This is a genomic window from Rhizobium sp. TH135 (assembly GCF_002855515.1).
Lineage (GTDB): Bacteria > Pseudomonadota > Alphaproteobacteria > Rhizobiales > Rhizobiaceae > Allorhizobium.
Genome location: NZ_PKRP01000005.1, coordinates 277,063 through 292,263, shown reverse-complemented (window position 1 = coordinate 292,263; position 15,201 = coordinate 277,063). Strand labels below are relative to the sequence as shown.

At 62.3% G+C, this 15,201-nt stretch carries 17 protein-coding genes; 1 reads left to right on the top strand and 16 read right to left on the bottom strand.

What is annotated here, in order from left to right:
• Nucleotides 1-35: 35 nt before the first annotated feature.
• Genes C0V73_RS16570 through obgE form a run of 3 tightly spaced genes read right to left on the bottom strand, consistent with a single transcriptional unit; the run spans nucleotide 36 to nucleotide 3,575 of the window.
• Nucleotides 36-1,319, bottom strand: coding sequence for a glutamate-5-semialdehyde dehydrogenase (locus C0V73_RS16570; RefSeq protein WP_102021096.1), 1,284 nt, complete (start codon nucleotides 1,317-1,319; stop codon nucleotides 36-38).
• Nucleotides 1,312-2,487, bottom strand: coding sequence for a glutamate 5-kinase (gene proB, locus C0V73_RS16565; RefSeq protein WP_102021095.1), 1,176 nt, complete (start codon nucleotides 2,485-2,487; stop codon nucleotides 1,312-1,314). The genes C0V73_RS16570 and proB overlap by 8 nt, the downstream gene beginning before the upstream one ends.
• The gene (obgE, locus tag C0V73_RS16560) at nucleotides 2,487-3,575 is read right to left on the bottom strand and encodes a GTPase ObgE (protein WP_102021094.1); all 1,089 of its coding nucleotides are present in this window, start codon (nucleotides 3,573-3,575) and stop codon (nucleotides 2,487-2,489) included. The genes proB and obgE overlap by 1 nt, the downstream gene beginning before the upstream one ends.
• An 87-nt stretch (nucleotides 3,576-3,662) precedes the next feature.
• On the opposite strand from obgE, the gene C0V73_RS16555 reads away from it, so the two are divergent.
• Nucleotides 3,663-4,526, top strand: a complete 864-nt coding sequence (locus tag C0V73_RS16555) for an endonuclease/exonuclease/phosphatase family protein (protein ID WP_102021093.1) — start codon at nucleotides 3,663-3,665, stop codon at nucleotides 4,524-4,526.
• Nucleotides 4,527-4,559: 33 nt separating this feature from the next.
• Here the strand turns inward: C0V73_RS16555 and C0V73_RS16550 are convergent, their stop codons facing one another.
• The 13 genes from C0V73_RS16550 to phnL all read right to left on the bottom strand — a co-directional run bounded on the left by C0V73_RS16550 (nucleotide 4,560) and on the right by phnL (nucleotide 15,198).
• Nucleotides 4,560-5,147: a GNAT family N-acetyltransferase gene (locus C0V73_RS16550; protein WP_102021092.1), complete on the bottom strand. Its 588-nt coding sequence runs from the start codon at nucleotides 5,145-5,147 to the stop codon at nucleotides 4,560-4,562.
• Complete coding sequence (locus C0V73_RS16545; protein ID WP_102021091.1) at nucleotides 5,144-5,782, bottom strand: GNAT family protein; 639 nt, start codon at nucleotides 5,780-5,782, stop codon at nucleotides 5,144-5,146. The genes C0V73_RS16550 and C0V73_RS16545 overlap by 4 nt, the downstream gene beginning before the upstream one ends.
• Nucleotides 5,783-5,908: 126 nt before the next feature.
• Nucleotides 5,909-6,178, bottom strand: a complete 270-nt coding sequence (gene rpmA, locus C0V73_RS16540) for a 50S ribosomal protein L27 (RefSeq protein WP_102021090.1) — start codon at nucleotides 6,176-6,178, stop codon at nucleotides 5,909-5,911.
• 33 nt (nucleotides 6,179-6,211) lie between these two features.
• A complete protein-coding gene (gene rplU, locus C0V73_RS16535; protein WP_076396955.1) occupies nucleotides 6,212-6,526 on the bottom strand; it encodes a 50S ribosomal protein L21 in 315 nt (104 codons plus the stop codon).
• Nucleotides 6,527-6,844: 318 nt separating this feature from the next.
• Nucleotides 6,845-7,444 carry a phosphonate metabolism protein/1,5-bisphosphokinase (PRPP-forming) PhnN gene (phnN, locus tag C0V73_RS16530; protein WP_102021089.1) on the bottom strand — a complete coding sequence of 200 codons (600 nt, stop codon included), beginning with the start codon at nucleotides 7,442-7,444 and terminating at the stop codon, nucleotides 6,845-6,847.
• Nucleotides 7,444-8,580 carry an alpha-D-ribose 1-methylphosphonate 5-triphosphate diphosphatase gene (locus tag C0V73_RS16525; protein ID WP_102021088.1) on the bottom strand — a complete coding sequence of 379 codons (1,137 nt, stop codon included), beginning with the start codon at nucleotides 8,578-8,580 and terminating at the stop codon, nucleotides 7,444-7,446. The genes phnN and C0V73_RS16525 overlap by 1 nt, the downstream gene beginning before the upstream one ends.
• A 4-nt stretch (nucleotides 8,581-8,584) precedes the next feature.
• On the bottom strand, nucleotides 8,585-9,286 hold the full coding sequence (locus C0V73_RS16520; RefSeq protein WP_102021087.1) for a DUF1045 domain-containing protein: 702 nt from the start codon (nucleotides 9,284-9,286) through the stop codon (nucleotides 8,585-8,587).
• A gap of 52 nt (nucleotides 9,287-9,338) precedes the next feature.
• Nucleotides 9,339-10,865, bottom strand: a complete 1,527-nt coding sequence (phnE, locus tag C0V73_RS16515; RefSeq protein ID WP_102021086.1) for a phosphonate ABC transporter, permease protein PhnE — start codon at nucleotides 10,863-10,865, stop codon at nucleotides 9,339-9,341.
• Between the two features lie 7 nt (nucleotides 10,866-10,872).
• Nucleotides 10,873-11,835, bottom strand: a complete 963-nt coding sequence (gene phnE / locus C0V73_RS16510) for a phosphonate ABC transporter, permease protein PhnE (RefSeq protein WP_102021085.1) — start codon at nucleotides 11,833-11,835, stop codon at nucleotides 10,873-10,875.
• A gap of 81 nt (nucleotides 11,836-11,916) precedes the next feature.
• A complete protein-coding gene (phnD, locus tag C0V73_RS16505) occupies nucleotides 11,917-12,822 on the bottom strand; it encodes a phosphonate ABC transporter substrate-binding protein (protein WP_102021084.1) in 906 nt (301 codons plus the stop codon).
• 78 nt (nucleotides 12,823-12,900) lie between these two features.
• Entirely contained in the window at nucleotides 12,901-13,758 is an 858-nt protein-coding gene (phnC, locus tag C0V73_RS16500) for a phosphonate ABC transporter ATP-binding protein (protein ID WP_102021083.1), read from the bottom strand.
• 121 nt (nucleotides 13,759-13,879) lie between these two features.
• Nucleotides 13,880-14,494, bottom strand: a complete 615-nt coding sequence (locus C0V73_RS16495) for a DapH/DapD/GlmU-related protein (RefSeq protein WP_102021082.1) — start codon at nucleotides 14,492-14,494, stop codon at nucleotides 13,880-13,882.
• The gene (phnL, locus tag C0V73_RS16490; protein WP_102021081.1) at nucleotides 14,491-15,198 is read right to left on the bottom strand and encodes a phosphonate C-P lyase system protein PhnL; all 708 of its coding nucleotides are present in this window, start codon (nucleotides 15,196-15,198) and stop codon (nucleotides 14,491-14,493) included. Before phnL ends, C0V73_RS16495 begins: the two co-directional genes overlap by 4 nt.
• Between the last annotated feature and the right edge of the window lie 3 nt (nucleotides 15,199-15,201).

Genomic DNA, 15,201 nt, shown 5'->3' with positions numbered 1-15,201 from the left:
CCGTATGGCGATGGGCGAGTGCCGTTTCCGCCACGTCAGGGACGGACCTGGCCGTTGCCGCGAACGCGGTACTTGAACGACGTGAGCTGTTCGACGCCGACCGGGCCGCGAGCATGCATCTTGCCGGTCGCAATGCCGATCTCGCCGCCCATGCCGAACTCGCCACCGTCTGCAAATTGCGTCGAGGCATTGTGCAGCAGGATGGCTGAATCAATCTCATTGAAGAAGCGTTCGACCACTGCAGGGTCTTCGGCGATCACCGCTTCCGTGTGGTTCGACGAATAGCGGGCTATGTGATCAATGGCGCCACCGATGCCATCGACAACAGCAACGGAGATGATCGCGTCGAGATATTCGGTACGCCAGTCCTCATCGGTCGCGGCCTTGAGGCCTGGAATGATGCGCAGCACTGTGGCCGAGGCGCGGACTTCGCAACCGGCTTCCGTCAGCGCCTCGATCAGCGGCTGCAGATGGGTGGCGATTGCCGCGCTGTCGATCAGCAGGGTTTCGGCAGATCCGCAGATGCCGGTCCGCCGCATCTTGGCGTTGACGACAATCTTGTTCGCCATGTCGAGATCGGCAGAGCCGTCGACATAGACATGGCAGAGACCCTCGAGATGGGCGAAGACTGGTACGCGGGCTTCCTGCTGGACACGCGCAACGAGGCTCTTGCCGCCACGCGGAACAATCACGTCGACCGATCCGTCGAGCCCGGAAAGAAGCGCACCCACGGCGGCGCGATCGGTGGTCGGCACGAGCTGGATCGCATCGGCGGGCAGGCCGGCCGCAACGAGGCCCTTGACCAGGCAGGCATGAATAAGACGCGAAGAATTGGCGGAATCGGAGCCGCCGCGCAGGATGACGGCATTGCCGGCCTTGAGGCACAGCGCGCCGGCATCGGCCGTCACGTTCGGTCGGCTCTCATAGATGACGCCGATAACACCAAGCGGCGTGCGGACGCGCTCGATATGCAGGCCGTTGGGGCGATCCCATTCGGCGATGATGGAGCCGACGGGATCCGGCAATTCAGCAATCTCGCGCATCGACTGTGCGATGGCTGCGACGCGGTCGGAATTCAGGGTCAGGCGGTCGATAAAGGAGGCGGCGACGCCTGCCTCTGCAGCATTCTTGAGGTCGATCGCATTGGCGGCAAGGATGTCCGCTTCGGCGGATACAAGCGCATCGGCCATGGCCAAGAGCGCCTTGTTCTTGGCTTCGGTCGAGGCGATCGCCAGCGGGCGTGCAGCCGCGCGGGCGCGTCGACCGATATCCAGCATCAGGCCTTCGACGGAATTTTGGTTCGACACGGTATCAAGCATGGGCTGCATCCTTCCGGTCTGCGGCTGCGGCATCCCGCTGTCCGAGTTCGGTCATCACGAGGTCGTCTCGATGGATCATGGCGGCGCGTCCGGGATAACCGAGGATCTTCTCGATTTCGTTGGATTTGCGACCGCAGATCCGGCGCGCTTCGTCTGCGTCGTAACCCGCCAGGCCACGGGCAATCTCGCGCCCCTCGGTCGTGACGATGGAAACGGTATCGCCGCGATGGAAGGCACCGGAAACCGAACGGACACCGGCCGGCAACAGGCTTTTGCCGGAGCGGAGTGCGCCTTCGGCGCCATTGTCGACCTGAAGAGTGCCCGCCGGCTGTAATTGACCGGCGATCCAGGTCTTGCGTGCCGTGACCGGAGATTGGGACGCGGCGAACCAGGAATGGCGAGCGCCGTTCTCGATGGCTGCGAGCGGGTTCATGGTCTTGCCGGACGCGATGATCATGGCGCAGCCGGCGCTGGTTGCGATCTTGCCGGCATCGATCTTGGTGCGCATGCCGCCGCGCGACAGTTCGGAGGCCGCGCCGCCGGCCATGGCTTCGATCGCGGGCGTGATTTCCTCAATCGTGTCGAGGAATTTCGCTTCTGGATCAAGATGCGGGGGCGCCGTGTAGAGACCGTCGATATCGGAGAGCAGGACGAGAAGGTCGGCACCCGCCATCGTGGCGACGCGGGCGGCCAGGCGATCGTTGTCGCCGTAGCGGATTTCAGTCGTTGCGACCGTATCGTTCTCGTTGATGATCGGTACGGCGCCGATCTTCAAAAGCTGGTTCAGAGTGGCGCGCGCGTTGAGATAGCGGCGGCGCTCTTCGGTATCGCCGAGCGTCAGCAGAACCTGGCCGGCGACCATCTGATGGCGCGAGAGGCTTTCCGACCAGTGACGTGCGAGCGCAATCTGGCCGACGGCTGCACAGGCCTGGCTCTCTTCGAGCTTCAGGGCGCCGGAGGGCATGTCGAGCACGGTGCGGCCGAGCGCGATGGCGCCCGAGGAGACGACGAGCACGTCGGTCCCACGGGCCTTCAGAGCTGCGATGTCATCCGAGATGGCATCGAGCCAGGCTTTCCTGATGCCGGAACCGCGATCGACCAGAAGGGCAGAGCCGATCTTGATGACGACCCGCTTGACGCGGGAGAGCGAGCGGAGCCGGGTGGACATCAGTCGTCGCCTTCTTCGTCCAGGCCGGCTTCAAGATTGCCGTCGTCATCACGATTGCGGCGGTTCTTTTCGCGTTTCTCGGGAAGCGGCCGGTTGCCCTGTGCCGCAACGATCACGTCACGCAGCGCGCGCAAGGCATCCGTCATGCCCTTGTTGGTGATGGCCGAGAGCAGGAGAGGGGTCTGACCACAGGCCTTTTTCAGCTCGGCCGCCTTCTTCTTCAGTTCCGCCTCGTCGAGCACGTCGATCTGCGACAAAGCGACGATTTCCGGCTTGTCGTCCAGGCCGCCGCCATAGGCGTCGAGTTCGTGGCGCACGGTCTTGTAGGCCTTGCCGACTTCTTCTTCCTGGGCGGAGACAAGGTGCAGCAGGACGCGTGTGCGCTCGACATGGCCGAGGAAGCGGTCGCCGATGCCCACGCCTTCATGCGCGCCTTCGATCAGACCAGGAATGTCGGCCAGGATGAATTCGCGCTCGTCGATGGTCGCGACGCCGAGGTTCGGATGCAGCGTGGTGAAGGGATAGTTGGCAATCTTCGGCCGGGCGCGGGTAACCGAAGCCAGGAAGGTCGACTTGCCGGCATTGGGAAGGCCGACGAGGCCGGCATCGGCGATCAGCTTCAGCCGCAGCCAGACGGTCATGTCCTCGCCTTCTAGGCCGGGATTGGCCCAGTCGGGCGCCTGGTTGGTCGCGGTCTTGAAATGGGCATTGCCGAAGCCGCCATTGCCGCCCTTGGCGATGCGGAAACGCTGGCCCTCGACCGTCATGTCGACGATCAGGGTTTCGTTGTCTTCCTCGAAGATCTGTGTGCCGACGGGAACCTTCAGCGTCACATCTTCGCCATTGGCGCCGGTGCGGTTGCGGCCCATGCCGTGGGTGCCGGTCTTGGCCTTGAAATGCTGCTGGAAACGGAAGTCGATGAGCGTGTTGAGGCCGTTGACGGCCTCCACCCAGACATCGCCGCCGCGACCGCCGTCGCCGCCGTCAGGACCGCCGAACTCGATGAATTTTTCACGCCGAAACGAGACAGCACCGGCGCCGCCGTCGCCCGAGCGAATATATACCTTAGCTTCGTCGAGAAATTTCATCTTGCTGCCGTCAATTCTTCTGTCAGGTTCTGCGCGGAGAGTTGCGGCCATCGATATAGCCGCTTGGCGCGGAGGTCAAAGAGTATCGTGAAGTTCGTAAGCTACAACATCCAGTATGGTTTCGGCCAGGACGGGCGTTTCGACCCGGGCCGGATCGCCGACAGCATCCGTGAGGCGGACGTCATCGCGTTGCAGGAAGTCACGCGCGGTTATAGCCGGAACGACTACGCCGATCTGGTCGAGACCTTTTCGGCGCTCTTTCCCACCTATTTTGCCGCTTTCGGTCCGGCCTGTGACGTGCTGGTCGATCATGCGATGGTCGATGGCCGGCTGCGCGAGCGGCGTTTCCAGTTCGGCAACATGGTGCTGTCGCGCTATCCGATCCGCGCCAGCCGCAACCTGCTTTTGCCGCGCAACCGGACATTCGACAAGCTCAACCTGCAGCGCGGCGCGCTGGAAACGGTCATCGAGGCTCCGGGCGGCGCGCTGCGGGTCTATTCGGTTCATCTCGATCACATCTCGCCGGACGAGCGGCTTGCACAAATCGTCTTCCTCAAGGATCGCGTTCAACTCTATGCCGAGGAAGGTGGAGCCTTGACGGGCGTCAACGAATTCGGCCTGCCGGATCCGCCGCTGCCGGCGGAGTTCCTGATCATGGGGGACTTCAACATGGAACCGGAAGGTGCGGAATACATCTCCATGGTCGGTCGGAACGACGCCTATTACGGGCGCACGCCCCGCGCGGGCTACCCCACCGATGCCGAGGCGCATCTGAAGTCTCGCCCGACGGACGGCTATAGCTGGATCAGCGACGATGGATCGCGGCGTATGCATCTCGATTATTGCTTCATCAGTGGTGGCCTCACCGGGCGTCTCAAGGCCTGTCAGGTGGATAATTCCGCCCGCGGATCAGACCATTTTCCGGTCTGGGTAGAACTCGCGGAGGCATGAACTCCGGGCGGCGGGCGCCCGGAGTATCGTCGGCTATGATTTGCGGTGGCGGTTGGCGAAGTCCGCCTGCGATAGCCTTGATTCGACGAGCGGCACCATGGTGTTGCGCGCCTTGGAGAAGACATCCCGGACGCCCGTGATCTGGAAGCCTCTTGCCTCCAGCAGTCGCAGCGAGGCCGGGTTGTCGGCGAAAGCGCCACCCAGGATTTCGGCTTGTGGCATGCGCATCAAGAAGCGGTCGACGGCGGCATCAACCGCCTCCGACATCAGGCCCTTGCCCCAATAGAAGCGGTTCAGCCAGTAGCCGATGTGCCAGAGGCCATGGCGGACCTCCAGGGATGCCACGCCGACATGGACACCATCGAGCGTGATGGCGAAATGCCAGTCGGGCTTCATCCCCGAAGTCACCATGTTCAGCCAGTCACGGCCGTCCTCCTGGTCGTAGGGAACGGGTACGCGCGTCAACATCCGGGCTACGGCGAAGTCGCTGAGCGATGTGACGATCGCATCGGCGTCCTGCATCCGGTGCGGACGCAGGACGAGGCGTGCCGTTTGGATGACCGGGCAGGGGCCGGGCACGGATGGCGCAACGGTTGGTCTTTCTGCCAGCATCGCGCTCATCGCATTTCCCCCCAGCTCTTCAGGGACAGCCAGGTCTTTCGATCGAGCCTGTACCATTCGACGGGGACCGGGCCGCCCATGGCAAGGTTGCCGACCATGCCGGTGCCCTGGAACTGGAATCCGGACTTCTGGATGACGCGACGGGAGGCGATGTTGGTCACCCGGCAACGCGCATCGATGCGGCTCACCCATTCGCGGGTGCGGAAGGCCATGTCGATCAACGCATGGGCTGCTTCAGTGGCATAACCCCTGTTCCAGTAGGGTTCGCCCAGCCAGTAACCCATTTCCAGAATGGTATCGTCGGCCGGGTTGGGCTCCAGCGCGCAGCAACCGAGAAACTCGCCGTTATCCGCTTTTGTGATGGCATAGACGCACTTGCCAATCTCGCCGATATTCGTGCGTCGCACGAAGTCGGCCGCGTCTTTCGCCGTGTAAGGATGCGGCATGCGGGCCACCATGGTGGCGATTGCGGCGTTGTTGGCGAGATGGGCAAGGGCGTCGATGTCTTCGATGTGGGGTGCGCGCAGGACGAGCCGTTGCGACAACAAGACAGGGCAATCACTCCTCGGCCGATCAGGCCTTGGTTGTTCTTCGGGTGACCGTGATTGGTCATCCCTCAACATCAGACTTTGCATGGTTCAGTCTCCTTCGTTGGACAAGAAAAAAGGGGAGATGGCGCCCCATCTCCCCTTTTTTCTAAACTGAACCTGATGCGGCCAGCCGGGTCGATGAGACGCCGGCTGTTTTAGAGCGCTACCGGCTTATTCCGCTGCTTCGGCTTTCGGCATGATCGACACGTATACGCGGCCATTGGCCTTCGTACGGTAGTCCACATTGCCCGCCGTGAGTGCAAAGAGGGTATGGTCCTTGCCCATGCCGACGTTTGCGCCCGGATGCCACTGGGTGCCGCGCTGACGCACGATGATGTTGCCCGGAATGACGACTTCGCCACCGAACTTCTTCACGCCGAGGCGCTTGGAATTGGAATCGCGACCGTTGCGCGAGGAACCGCCAGCTTTTTTGTGTGCCATTGGATTGCTCCTTTAAACCTAGTTATCAGCGTTTCAGGCTGCGACGATGTCGGTGATACGCACCACGGTGTGGTGCTGACGATGGCCGCGCGAACGCTTGGAGTTCTGACGACGACGCTTCTTGAAGGCGATGACCTTCTTGCCGCGCATCTGCTCGACAACTTCGGCCGTGACCTTGGCGCCGGCCACGAAGGGCGCGCCGATGGTCGCTGTTTCGCCTTCGCCGACGATCAGGATCTCGGTGAATTCGATGGTTGCACCAGCTTCGGCTTCCAGCTTTTCGATGGTCAGCACGTCGTTGGCGTTGACGCGGTACTGCTTACCGCCAGTTTTGATGACTGCGAACATTGTTTATCCTTTCATGTTCGTTCCGGCTCTCCTCTTGCAAGGGGCCGTCTTTTTGCCAGTCGGAGGAGCGGAACCTTCGTTCCGCCGGTTCAACTTCGCTCGCGCGAAGAACACAAGGCGCAGTTCGCCTACGCTTTTAGTCGAGCGTCGCATACGTGACGTCCCCTATGGAGTCAAGACGAAAGCGGGGAAAACTGTCGTATTGATCGCGCCGCGGAGGTCGAGTTGCCGCAATGATACAACCATGCACCATCCAGTGTCGATCAATGTGGGCCGAAGGGACCGAGCATTATTTTGCGTCGATAGCCGAATCGAAGCTTATGCCTCGCGCAACAGTCCCTCGATCAACTCGATCAGCTCCTGCCCGGCAGCCTCAAGCTCGCCGCTGTTGTCGATGTTTGCGACGCTCAGATTCGCTGGCAAAGCGGTTGTCGAGCGAGCGAGGCGTGCCTCGATGTCGGCCGCTGTCTCGCGGCCGCGGGCGGCAAGGCGTTTGGCCAGCACGTCCGGGCGGGCGGTGACATTGACCACCAGGAGATGCGGAAAGGCATTGCGGAAAGCGTCGAGGGCGGAGCGGGAGCCGTTGGCGATGACAATATGGCCAGCGGCGAGGTCAAGGTGGACATCTGCGGGGATGCCGTAGCCTAAACCGTGAGCCTGCCAGTGCACCGCGAATGCGCCGGAGCGGGCGAGCTCGTCGAAGGCTTCTGGTGTCACAGCATTATGGTTCTCGCCGGTGGATCCTTCCGGGCGCGTGATCATGCGGCGCACGAAGCGGATATCGCGCCTGTCGGCAAAGTGGTGCCGTGCGATGTCCATCAGGCTGTCCTTGCCGACACCGCTCGGGCCAACCACGGCAATCAAGATGCCGCTCGCCGGTTCGTTCTGCGCTACCTTGTCTTTTGCGGCTTGCGTCATCAGGCGACCCGGCGTCCTTCCCGCCAGACGGCGCGGATGACCGGGACGCCCTCATCGCGGCGGACACGGACGAGGTCTGCGCGCAGGCCGGTTTCGATCCGGCCCCGATCTGACAGGCTGACCGTGCGGGCCGGCGTTGCAGTGACCATGGCAACGGCCTGGGGCAGGGAAATGCCGTCGATCTCGTCTGCGAGAACGAAGCTTGCATGCAGGAGGCTCAGCGGCACGTAGTCTGAGGACAGGACGTCGAGGACGCCACGCTTTGCGAGATCGCGGGCGGCGATGTTGCCGGAATGGGACTTGCCGCGCACGACGTTCGGCGCCCCCATCAGCACGCTCATGCCCGACTTGTGCGAGGCCTCAGCCGCCTCGAAGCTGGTCGGGAATTCCGCGAGCTTCACGCCATGGCCCTTTGCTTCCTCGACATGGGCAAGCGTCGCGTCGTCATGGCTGGCGACCGTGATGCCGCGCTCGGCGCAGGCCTTGGCGAGCGCATCGCGATGCACCGTCGAAAAGCGCTCCGACAGCGAAAGGCGGCTTTCGACAAAGCGGGCGAACTGCTCGTCAGTCAGGCCGCGCTTGGTCTTGTAGTAGAGCGTGTACTGTTCCATCGTCTGGAACTGGCGCTGGCCCGGGGAGTGATCCATCAAGGAGACCAGACGCACATGCGGATCGTTTTCGAAATCGGCGAAATGATCGAGCACATTGTCGGAGGCGACTTCGCAGCGCAGGTGGATCAGGTGTTCGGCCCGCAGGCGGTCGTCGCGTTCGGCGGCCTGAATAGCGTCCGCCATGTCGCGCATCTCGCCCTTGTCGAAGCCGCCGTCCTCGTCCGAGCCCATGCGCAGGCAATCGAATACGGTGGTGATACCAGAGGTGACGATCTGGGCGTCGTGCGCCTGGATGGCGGAGGTCATGTGCCAGCGCACGCCGGGGCGGGGCGAATAATGCGATTCCAGGTGATCGGTGTGCAGTTCGACGAGGCCGGGGATCAGGTAGTCGCCGCCGAAGTCCTCGCCGGTGCGGCTCGAACCCTCGTCGATCGCTGCAATCTTGCCGTCGCGGATGACGACGCTGCCCTCGACGATCCGGTCTTCGAGGACGATGCGGGCATTTGAGAAGATCTGTTCGGACATGGGATCAGCCGTTCGGTTGTGCGGCCCTCAATGGCAGCCGTGAATGGACGAGGAAAGGGGCGCCGCGTTCGGGCTCGACGAAGAGCGCAAGCCCGTCGATCCGGAGGGGACGCCCGACGAAATCGGCAAAACGGTCGCCCAGAAGCCTCGCCATACCAGGTGCTTGGGCTTCCGGGACAGGGCCGGTCAAGGTCATGTGAAAACGGAACTCATCGAAGACGTAAGGATAGCCCCAGCGCATCAGGTTTTCGCGCTGTTGCGGGGGCAGACTGTCCGGCTTTCGCCTCCGAATGTCGGTCTCGGAGAGTGGCGCACGAAACGGCTCGAAACTATCGACGACGCTGGCTGCGAATTGCTGCAGCGGTTGATGCGGCGTCTGCGGAACCAGAGCAAAGAATGGTCCGATCTGCTCGACGACGACCGATGGAATGTCGAAAGGTGCAGTTTCCTCCGCGAATGCGGCAAGGGCGGCCAGCAGATCTGCCTCGCTTTCACCATCCGCCAGATGAAAGGGTGCCTTCAGCGTCGCATGAAAGCCGTAGCGCCGCGGATCGGCCGTGAGTTCGTCCAGTTCTTCCACCGTGAGGTCGTGCTCTGCCGTCCGGTGATTGAGTTCCCCGGTGAAGGCGTCGCGACCCAGCCAAGTCGCCGCTGCACGGGTCAGCGGATCATCTGCGGTCGGTGAAAAGTAGATGGCATAACGCAAGGGTATGTCTTTCGTATCGGGCGGTGCGGGTTGGTGTTCCCGCACCGCGCAGTCAGTGGCGACTCTTGCCGATCAGGCGCGAGCGCAGGCTATTGGAGATGGCATCGAAAATGAACACCACGACCAGAATTAGAAGAACCATATAGGCGACATTTTCCCAGTCGGAATTTGTGCGCATGGCTTCCCAGAGCTTGAGACCGATGCCGCCAGCACCGACCGCGCCGATGATCGTTGCCGACCGGGTGTTGGATTCCCAGAAATAGAGGGCCTGGGAGGCAAAGACCGGCATGACCTGGGGCAGCACGCCAAAGCGTTGCACGGCTGCTGTCGGGGCGCCGACCGATTTGACGCCTTCACGCTGCTTGTCGTCGATGTTTTCCAATGCCTCGGCGTAGAGTTTTCCGAGCGTGCCCGTGTCGGTGACGAAGATCGCGGAAATGCCGGCAAGCGGCCCGGGGCCAAAGGCACGGGTGAAGAACAGGGCCCAGATCAGCATGTCGACGGATCGTACAAAGTCGAAGAAGCGCTTGGTGATCTGGTTGATCGGCCGGTTGCGGGTGATGTTGCGGGCAGCGACGAAGGAGAGCGGAAAGGCGATCAGCATGGCGAGCAGAGTGCCCATGAAGGCCATGACGATGGTCTGAAGAAGCTTGGTCCAGACGTCCAGATGTTGCCAGGAGGCATTGTAGAGGATGTTGTTCCAGGCGAGCGCCAGGTTGCTCATCTTCGGATCGATGCGGTCACCGGAGGTCACCTTGTCGAACACTTGCCCGGCGGACAGGCCGAAGAAGGGCGAGTTGGTGTCGAAGACAAAGTTTTCCCAACCGAAGAAGCGTTTGCGCACCCGGACGCGATCGGACGACACGTCGATCCAGCCGGCCGAGCCGAAGTAAGCAATGACACGGCCGCCTTCGAGGCGCTGCTCCACCCAGTCAGCGCTGCTGCCCTCAATGGTGACAGTGTCCCGCTGCTGGTCGAGCAGCAGTGTCACGGTTTCGTCGCCGCGCACCAGCATCACGCGCTCGCCGGCAAGCTCGATCCGGGCGCTGCCAGACAGTGCAATCCGGGCTTCCGTGATGACCTCTTCAGTCGCCACGTTTGGCGCGGTAACCGCGTTTTCGGTGGGAGCTGTCCCGGATTGTGCCTGGGGCGTCGGCGACGTCATGAAGCTGAACGTGGAGCTCGGTTTCACAACGCTCGGCGCCGGAGCCGCTGCCGCAGAGGGCGCCGGCTCTGTGCGGGTGATCGTTTCGCGCGTCGTCTCGATCCAGTCGGGATTTGGGTTGGGGCCGATCGGGTCGAAACGGGGATAGGTGACGGTGATGGCACCATCCCGATCGATGTCGAATTCCGGTCTGATTTCGTAGGATACCCAGTCGGCCAGATAGTTGCCGGCGATACCCCAATTGGCCTGGGAGATGGTTTTGCCGATGGCGAAAAACCACCAGCAGAACAGGAGGTAGAAGGCCAGGATGCCAATCGAGAAAGGGATCCGGTAGCGTTGCCAGAGACTACGCTCCAGCACCTGCGGATAGCGCTCGGCCAGACGGTTCAATTCGGCTGTGTTGATCATCGACATGGGAACCTCACGTGACCGACTGGAAGGCCTGATCGCCGACGAGCTTTTGGCGCAGCCAGGCTGAGAACTGGTCGACGGCAATGACGGTCGACAGAAGGAGAAGCACGATGGCAAGCGTCTTGGCTTCGTGGCCCTGGCCGATCGAAAGACGGAGCGCTTCGCCGATCCCGCCGCCGCCGACGGCACCGATGATGGTCGAGGCGCGCACGTTGATTTCGAGACGCAGCAGGAAATAGCTCATGAAGTTCGGCATGACCTGGGGCGTGATGGCAAACCAGACGCGCTCGAACCAGTTGGCGCCGACGGCTCGCAGGCCCTCATCCGGTCGCATGTCGGCGTTCTCGATGACTTCGAAGAACATCTTGCCGAGTGCGCCGATGGTGTGGACCGTGACCGCAATGATCGCGGGGATGGGGCCGAGCGACAGGATGGCCAGGAAAAAGCCGGCGATGACGACTTCGGGAAAGGCACGCAGGATTTCCATAAAACGGCGCACCGGCCAGCGGACCCAGTTGCTCGCCATGGTGTTCTTTGCGGCGAGAAAGGCGAGGCCATAGCCGAAGATCATGGCAATCACTGTGGACAGCAAAGCGATGTTCACCGTCTCAAGCATCTTGTGAAAATATTCGGGGATGTAGAGGCTCTCGGTGATGTAGAGCCGTCCCTCGGGATAATTGTATTTGAGGCTGCCGTCGTCATAGGGCGAGGGCAGGTCGAACATGGCACGCCAGATCTCCCAACCGTCGCGGGGCGCCAGATCGCCGATAAAATCGAAGAGGTACGGAAGACGGTCGAAGAACTTGCCGGAATTGGTTTCGTTGGCGAACCAGAGCGAACCGGTCACCGCCATGATCAGGATGACCGCGCCAAGGCCCGTATACATGCGCCGCTTGGCCGCGAGTTCCTGCCAGTGGCGCTCGACGGCTGCGCCGCGTTCGCTCAAGATGGGCTGTGTCGCCGTCATGGCCATCACCGCAATTCCTCTGGAAAAGACTTCAAGGAAAGACCGCCGGCGGTTTCCCGACCGGCGGTCTCTTTAACTCGTTGGCAATCAGCCGCCGATGGTTGCCTTGCGGGCGTCGATGATCGGCTTGTAGAAGTCGACGTTGACTTCGGTGAAGCCAGCGAAGTCGCCGCCCTGAACAGCGGAGAAGCAGGCCGGGTCGGACTTCGGCAGGTCCATCATGAACTGCTTGAACTTCATCTTCATGTCCTCGGCCATCGAGGTGCGGACGACGACCGGACCGTTCGGGATCAGCGGGGACTTCCAGACTTCGACGAGGTCATCCATGTTCAAGATGCCCTTGTCGACCATCTTGCGCAGGTTGCCGGAGGTGTAGCCGTCCTTGAACTCGCCGACGCCAGAACCCCAGGTGGTGCCGACGTCGAAGGTGCCCTTGACGACTTCGAGAACGAGGTTCTCGTGACCGCCGCCGAAGCCGGTGGAGGCGACAACCTGGTCAACCGGGGCGCCGAGAGCTTCCGGCAGGGTGACGAGGGGCACGAGGTAGCCGGAGGTGGAGTCCGGATCGGCATAACCGAGCTTCTTGCCCTTGATGTCTTCGATCTTGGCGATGCCCGAGTCCTTGCGGGCAACCATGATCGAGTAATAGCCGCTGGAACCATCGGTCTGGACCGTGGTCAGGATCGGCTCAACGGCGTCAGCCTTGGCGAGGTAGACCTTGGCGAAAGCGGATGCGCCGAGTTCGGCGTAATCGAGCGTGCCGCCGAGCAGGCCCTGGACAACGCCGTCATAGTCGGCGGCCGGGAAGAGCGAGACCTTTTCAACGCCGAGAACCGACGGAAGCTTTTCGGTCATGCACTGGAAGTTGCGCAGGCGGTCGGCTTCGTTTTCGCCGCCGAGGATGCCGATGCGGAATTCCTTGAGGTCTTCGGCGTGGACGCCGGAAGCCAGAGCGACGAGTGCTGCCGTAGCGAGCAGGGTCTTCTTCAACATGAGTTCATCTCCTGTTTGGTAGGATGAGGGTGTGTCTTGACTTCTTGCCCTTGTCGCAGGGCCTGCGATCGTCGTGGCTCAGGCCTCGGCAACTGCGAGGGGGCGGAGGCCGGCGGATGAGGTCTTGCGCTGCTCGTTGTCCTGGTGCGCAAAGGTGATGCTCGTCGAGGTCATGGTCTCGTCGATGCCGGCGCCATGCTGGTCGGCACCGTAGATTTCGTGGACAGCCTCGGCCGTAAGGTCAGACGGGGTTCCGTCGAAGACGACGCGGCCACGCGCCATGCCGATGATGCGCTCGCAGTAATTGCGGGCCGTATCCAGCGTGTGCAGATTGGTGATGACGGTGATGCCTTCGCGCTCGTTGATGTCGCGCAGGGCGTCCATCACGATCTTGGCGTTGAGCGGGTCGAGCGAGGCGATCGGTTCGTCGGCCAGGATCATCTTCGGCGATTGCATGAGGGCGCGGGCGATTGCCACGCGCTGCTGCTGGCCCCCCGAAAGCGTGCCGGCTGCCTGCAGTGCCGTCTGCTCGATCCCCAGACGCTCCAGAGCTGCGATCGCCATCAGGCGCTCTTCGCGGGAGAAGATGTTCAACACGGAAAGCGCCGTGGAACGATGGTTCAGACGGCCAAGCATCACGTTTGTCAGGACATCCAGGCGCGGCACGAGGTTGAACTGCTGGAAAATCATCGCGCAGTCGCGCTGCCAGTTGCGGAGTGCTGCGCCATGCAGGCCGGAGATCTCGAGATCGCCGAAGCGGATGCTGCCGGATGTGGGGTCGACCAGGCGGTTGATCATGCGCAGCAGTGTTGACTTGCCGGCGCCCGAACGGCCGATCACACCAACCATCTGGCCGGCGGGGATCTCGAGGGTCACGGAATCAACGGCCTTGTTGGTTCCGAACTGGCGGGTGAGGTTGTCCAGCCTGAAGCGCATCGTCGTTCCTTCGCCGTCATTAATTGCGGTGCTGGAGATGCATTAGCGTGGGCCCGTGAAACGCTAATGTCAGTTTTATGTCGGATTTGTTAAACTTCGCAAGCGTCTGAAAAGGCTGGATTTAGGCGTGTTTTGCGATGAATTCTGGGGCGTCCATGTGACGGAAATCATCCAGTGCTGCGAACAGGCGATCGTGGTCCCAGTCCCACCAGGCGAGCGCCTGCATGCGCTCGGCAACTGATCCGGGAAATCGCTCACGGATCAGCTTTGCCGGAACGCCGCCGACGATGGTGTACGGAGCCACATCGCGGGAGACGACGGCCCCTGCGCCGATCACCGCACCGTCGCCAACGGTCACTCCCGGCAGTACGGTTGCGCCATGGCCGATCCAGACGTCATGGCCAATCACGACCCGGTTTTCCCGACGCCAGGCAAAGAAGTCGTGGTCGTTCTCGGCGCCATCGAAATAGTCCGCCGCACGATAGGTGAAGTGATGCAGCGTCGGGCGCCAGGTCGGATGGTTGGTGGCGTTGATCCGCACGCTTGCTGCGATGTTGGCAAATTTGCCGACCGTCGCGCACCAGATCGAGCCGTCCTGCATAATGTAGGAATAGTCGCCCATCTCCACCTCTTCCAGACGGCAACGATCAGCGACTTCCGTGTAGCGACCGAGCGTCGAATTCACGACCCGGGCGGTCTCGTGGACAAGGGGGGCGATCCCGAGCTTCTTGGTCATGCTGCGGTCTTTCGCGGCGAAAACTGCATGACGTCGAGGATGCGGTCGGCGACGGCTTCGCGCACTTCCTCGTCGTGGAAGATGCCGAGCAGGGCGACGCCGGCTTCCTTCTTAGCGCGAATCATCGAGACGACCACGGCGCGGTTGGCCGCATCGAGCGAGGCCGTGGGTTCATCGAGAAGCAGGACGGCATGATCGGTGATGAAGCCGCGGGCGATGTTCACGCGCTGCTGCTCGCCGCCGGAGAAAGTGGACGGCGGCAACTGCCAGAGATCACGCGGCAAGTTTAGCCGGCTCAATAGTTCGCTCGCGCGTTCACGTGCCTGGTCCGAGGCGACCCCGCGTGCGACCAGCGGTTCGGCCACGACGTCGAGCGTCGACACGCGCGGCACGGTGCGCAGGAACTGGCTGACATAGCCCAGCGTACCGCGCCGGACCTCAAGCACGGTGCGCGGGTCGGCGCTGGCGATATCGACGATCCGGCCGGCGTGATTGACGAGGATCTGGCCGTGGTCGACGGCATAGTTGCCGTAGAGCATCTTCAGCACCGAGCTCTTGCCGATGCCGGAAGGGCCGCCGAGCACAACGCATTCCCCTGACGCGATAGAGAAGGAGACGTTGGAAACGACCGGCAGAACGAGCCCGCCGCGCAGATGCATGGTGAAGCTCTTCGAGACTTCGGAGACGATGAGGGGCGTGGCCATAGG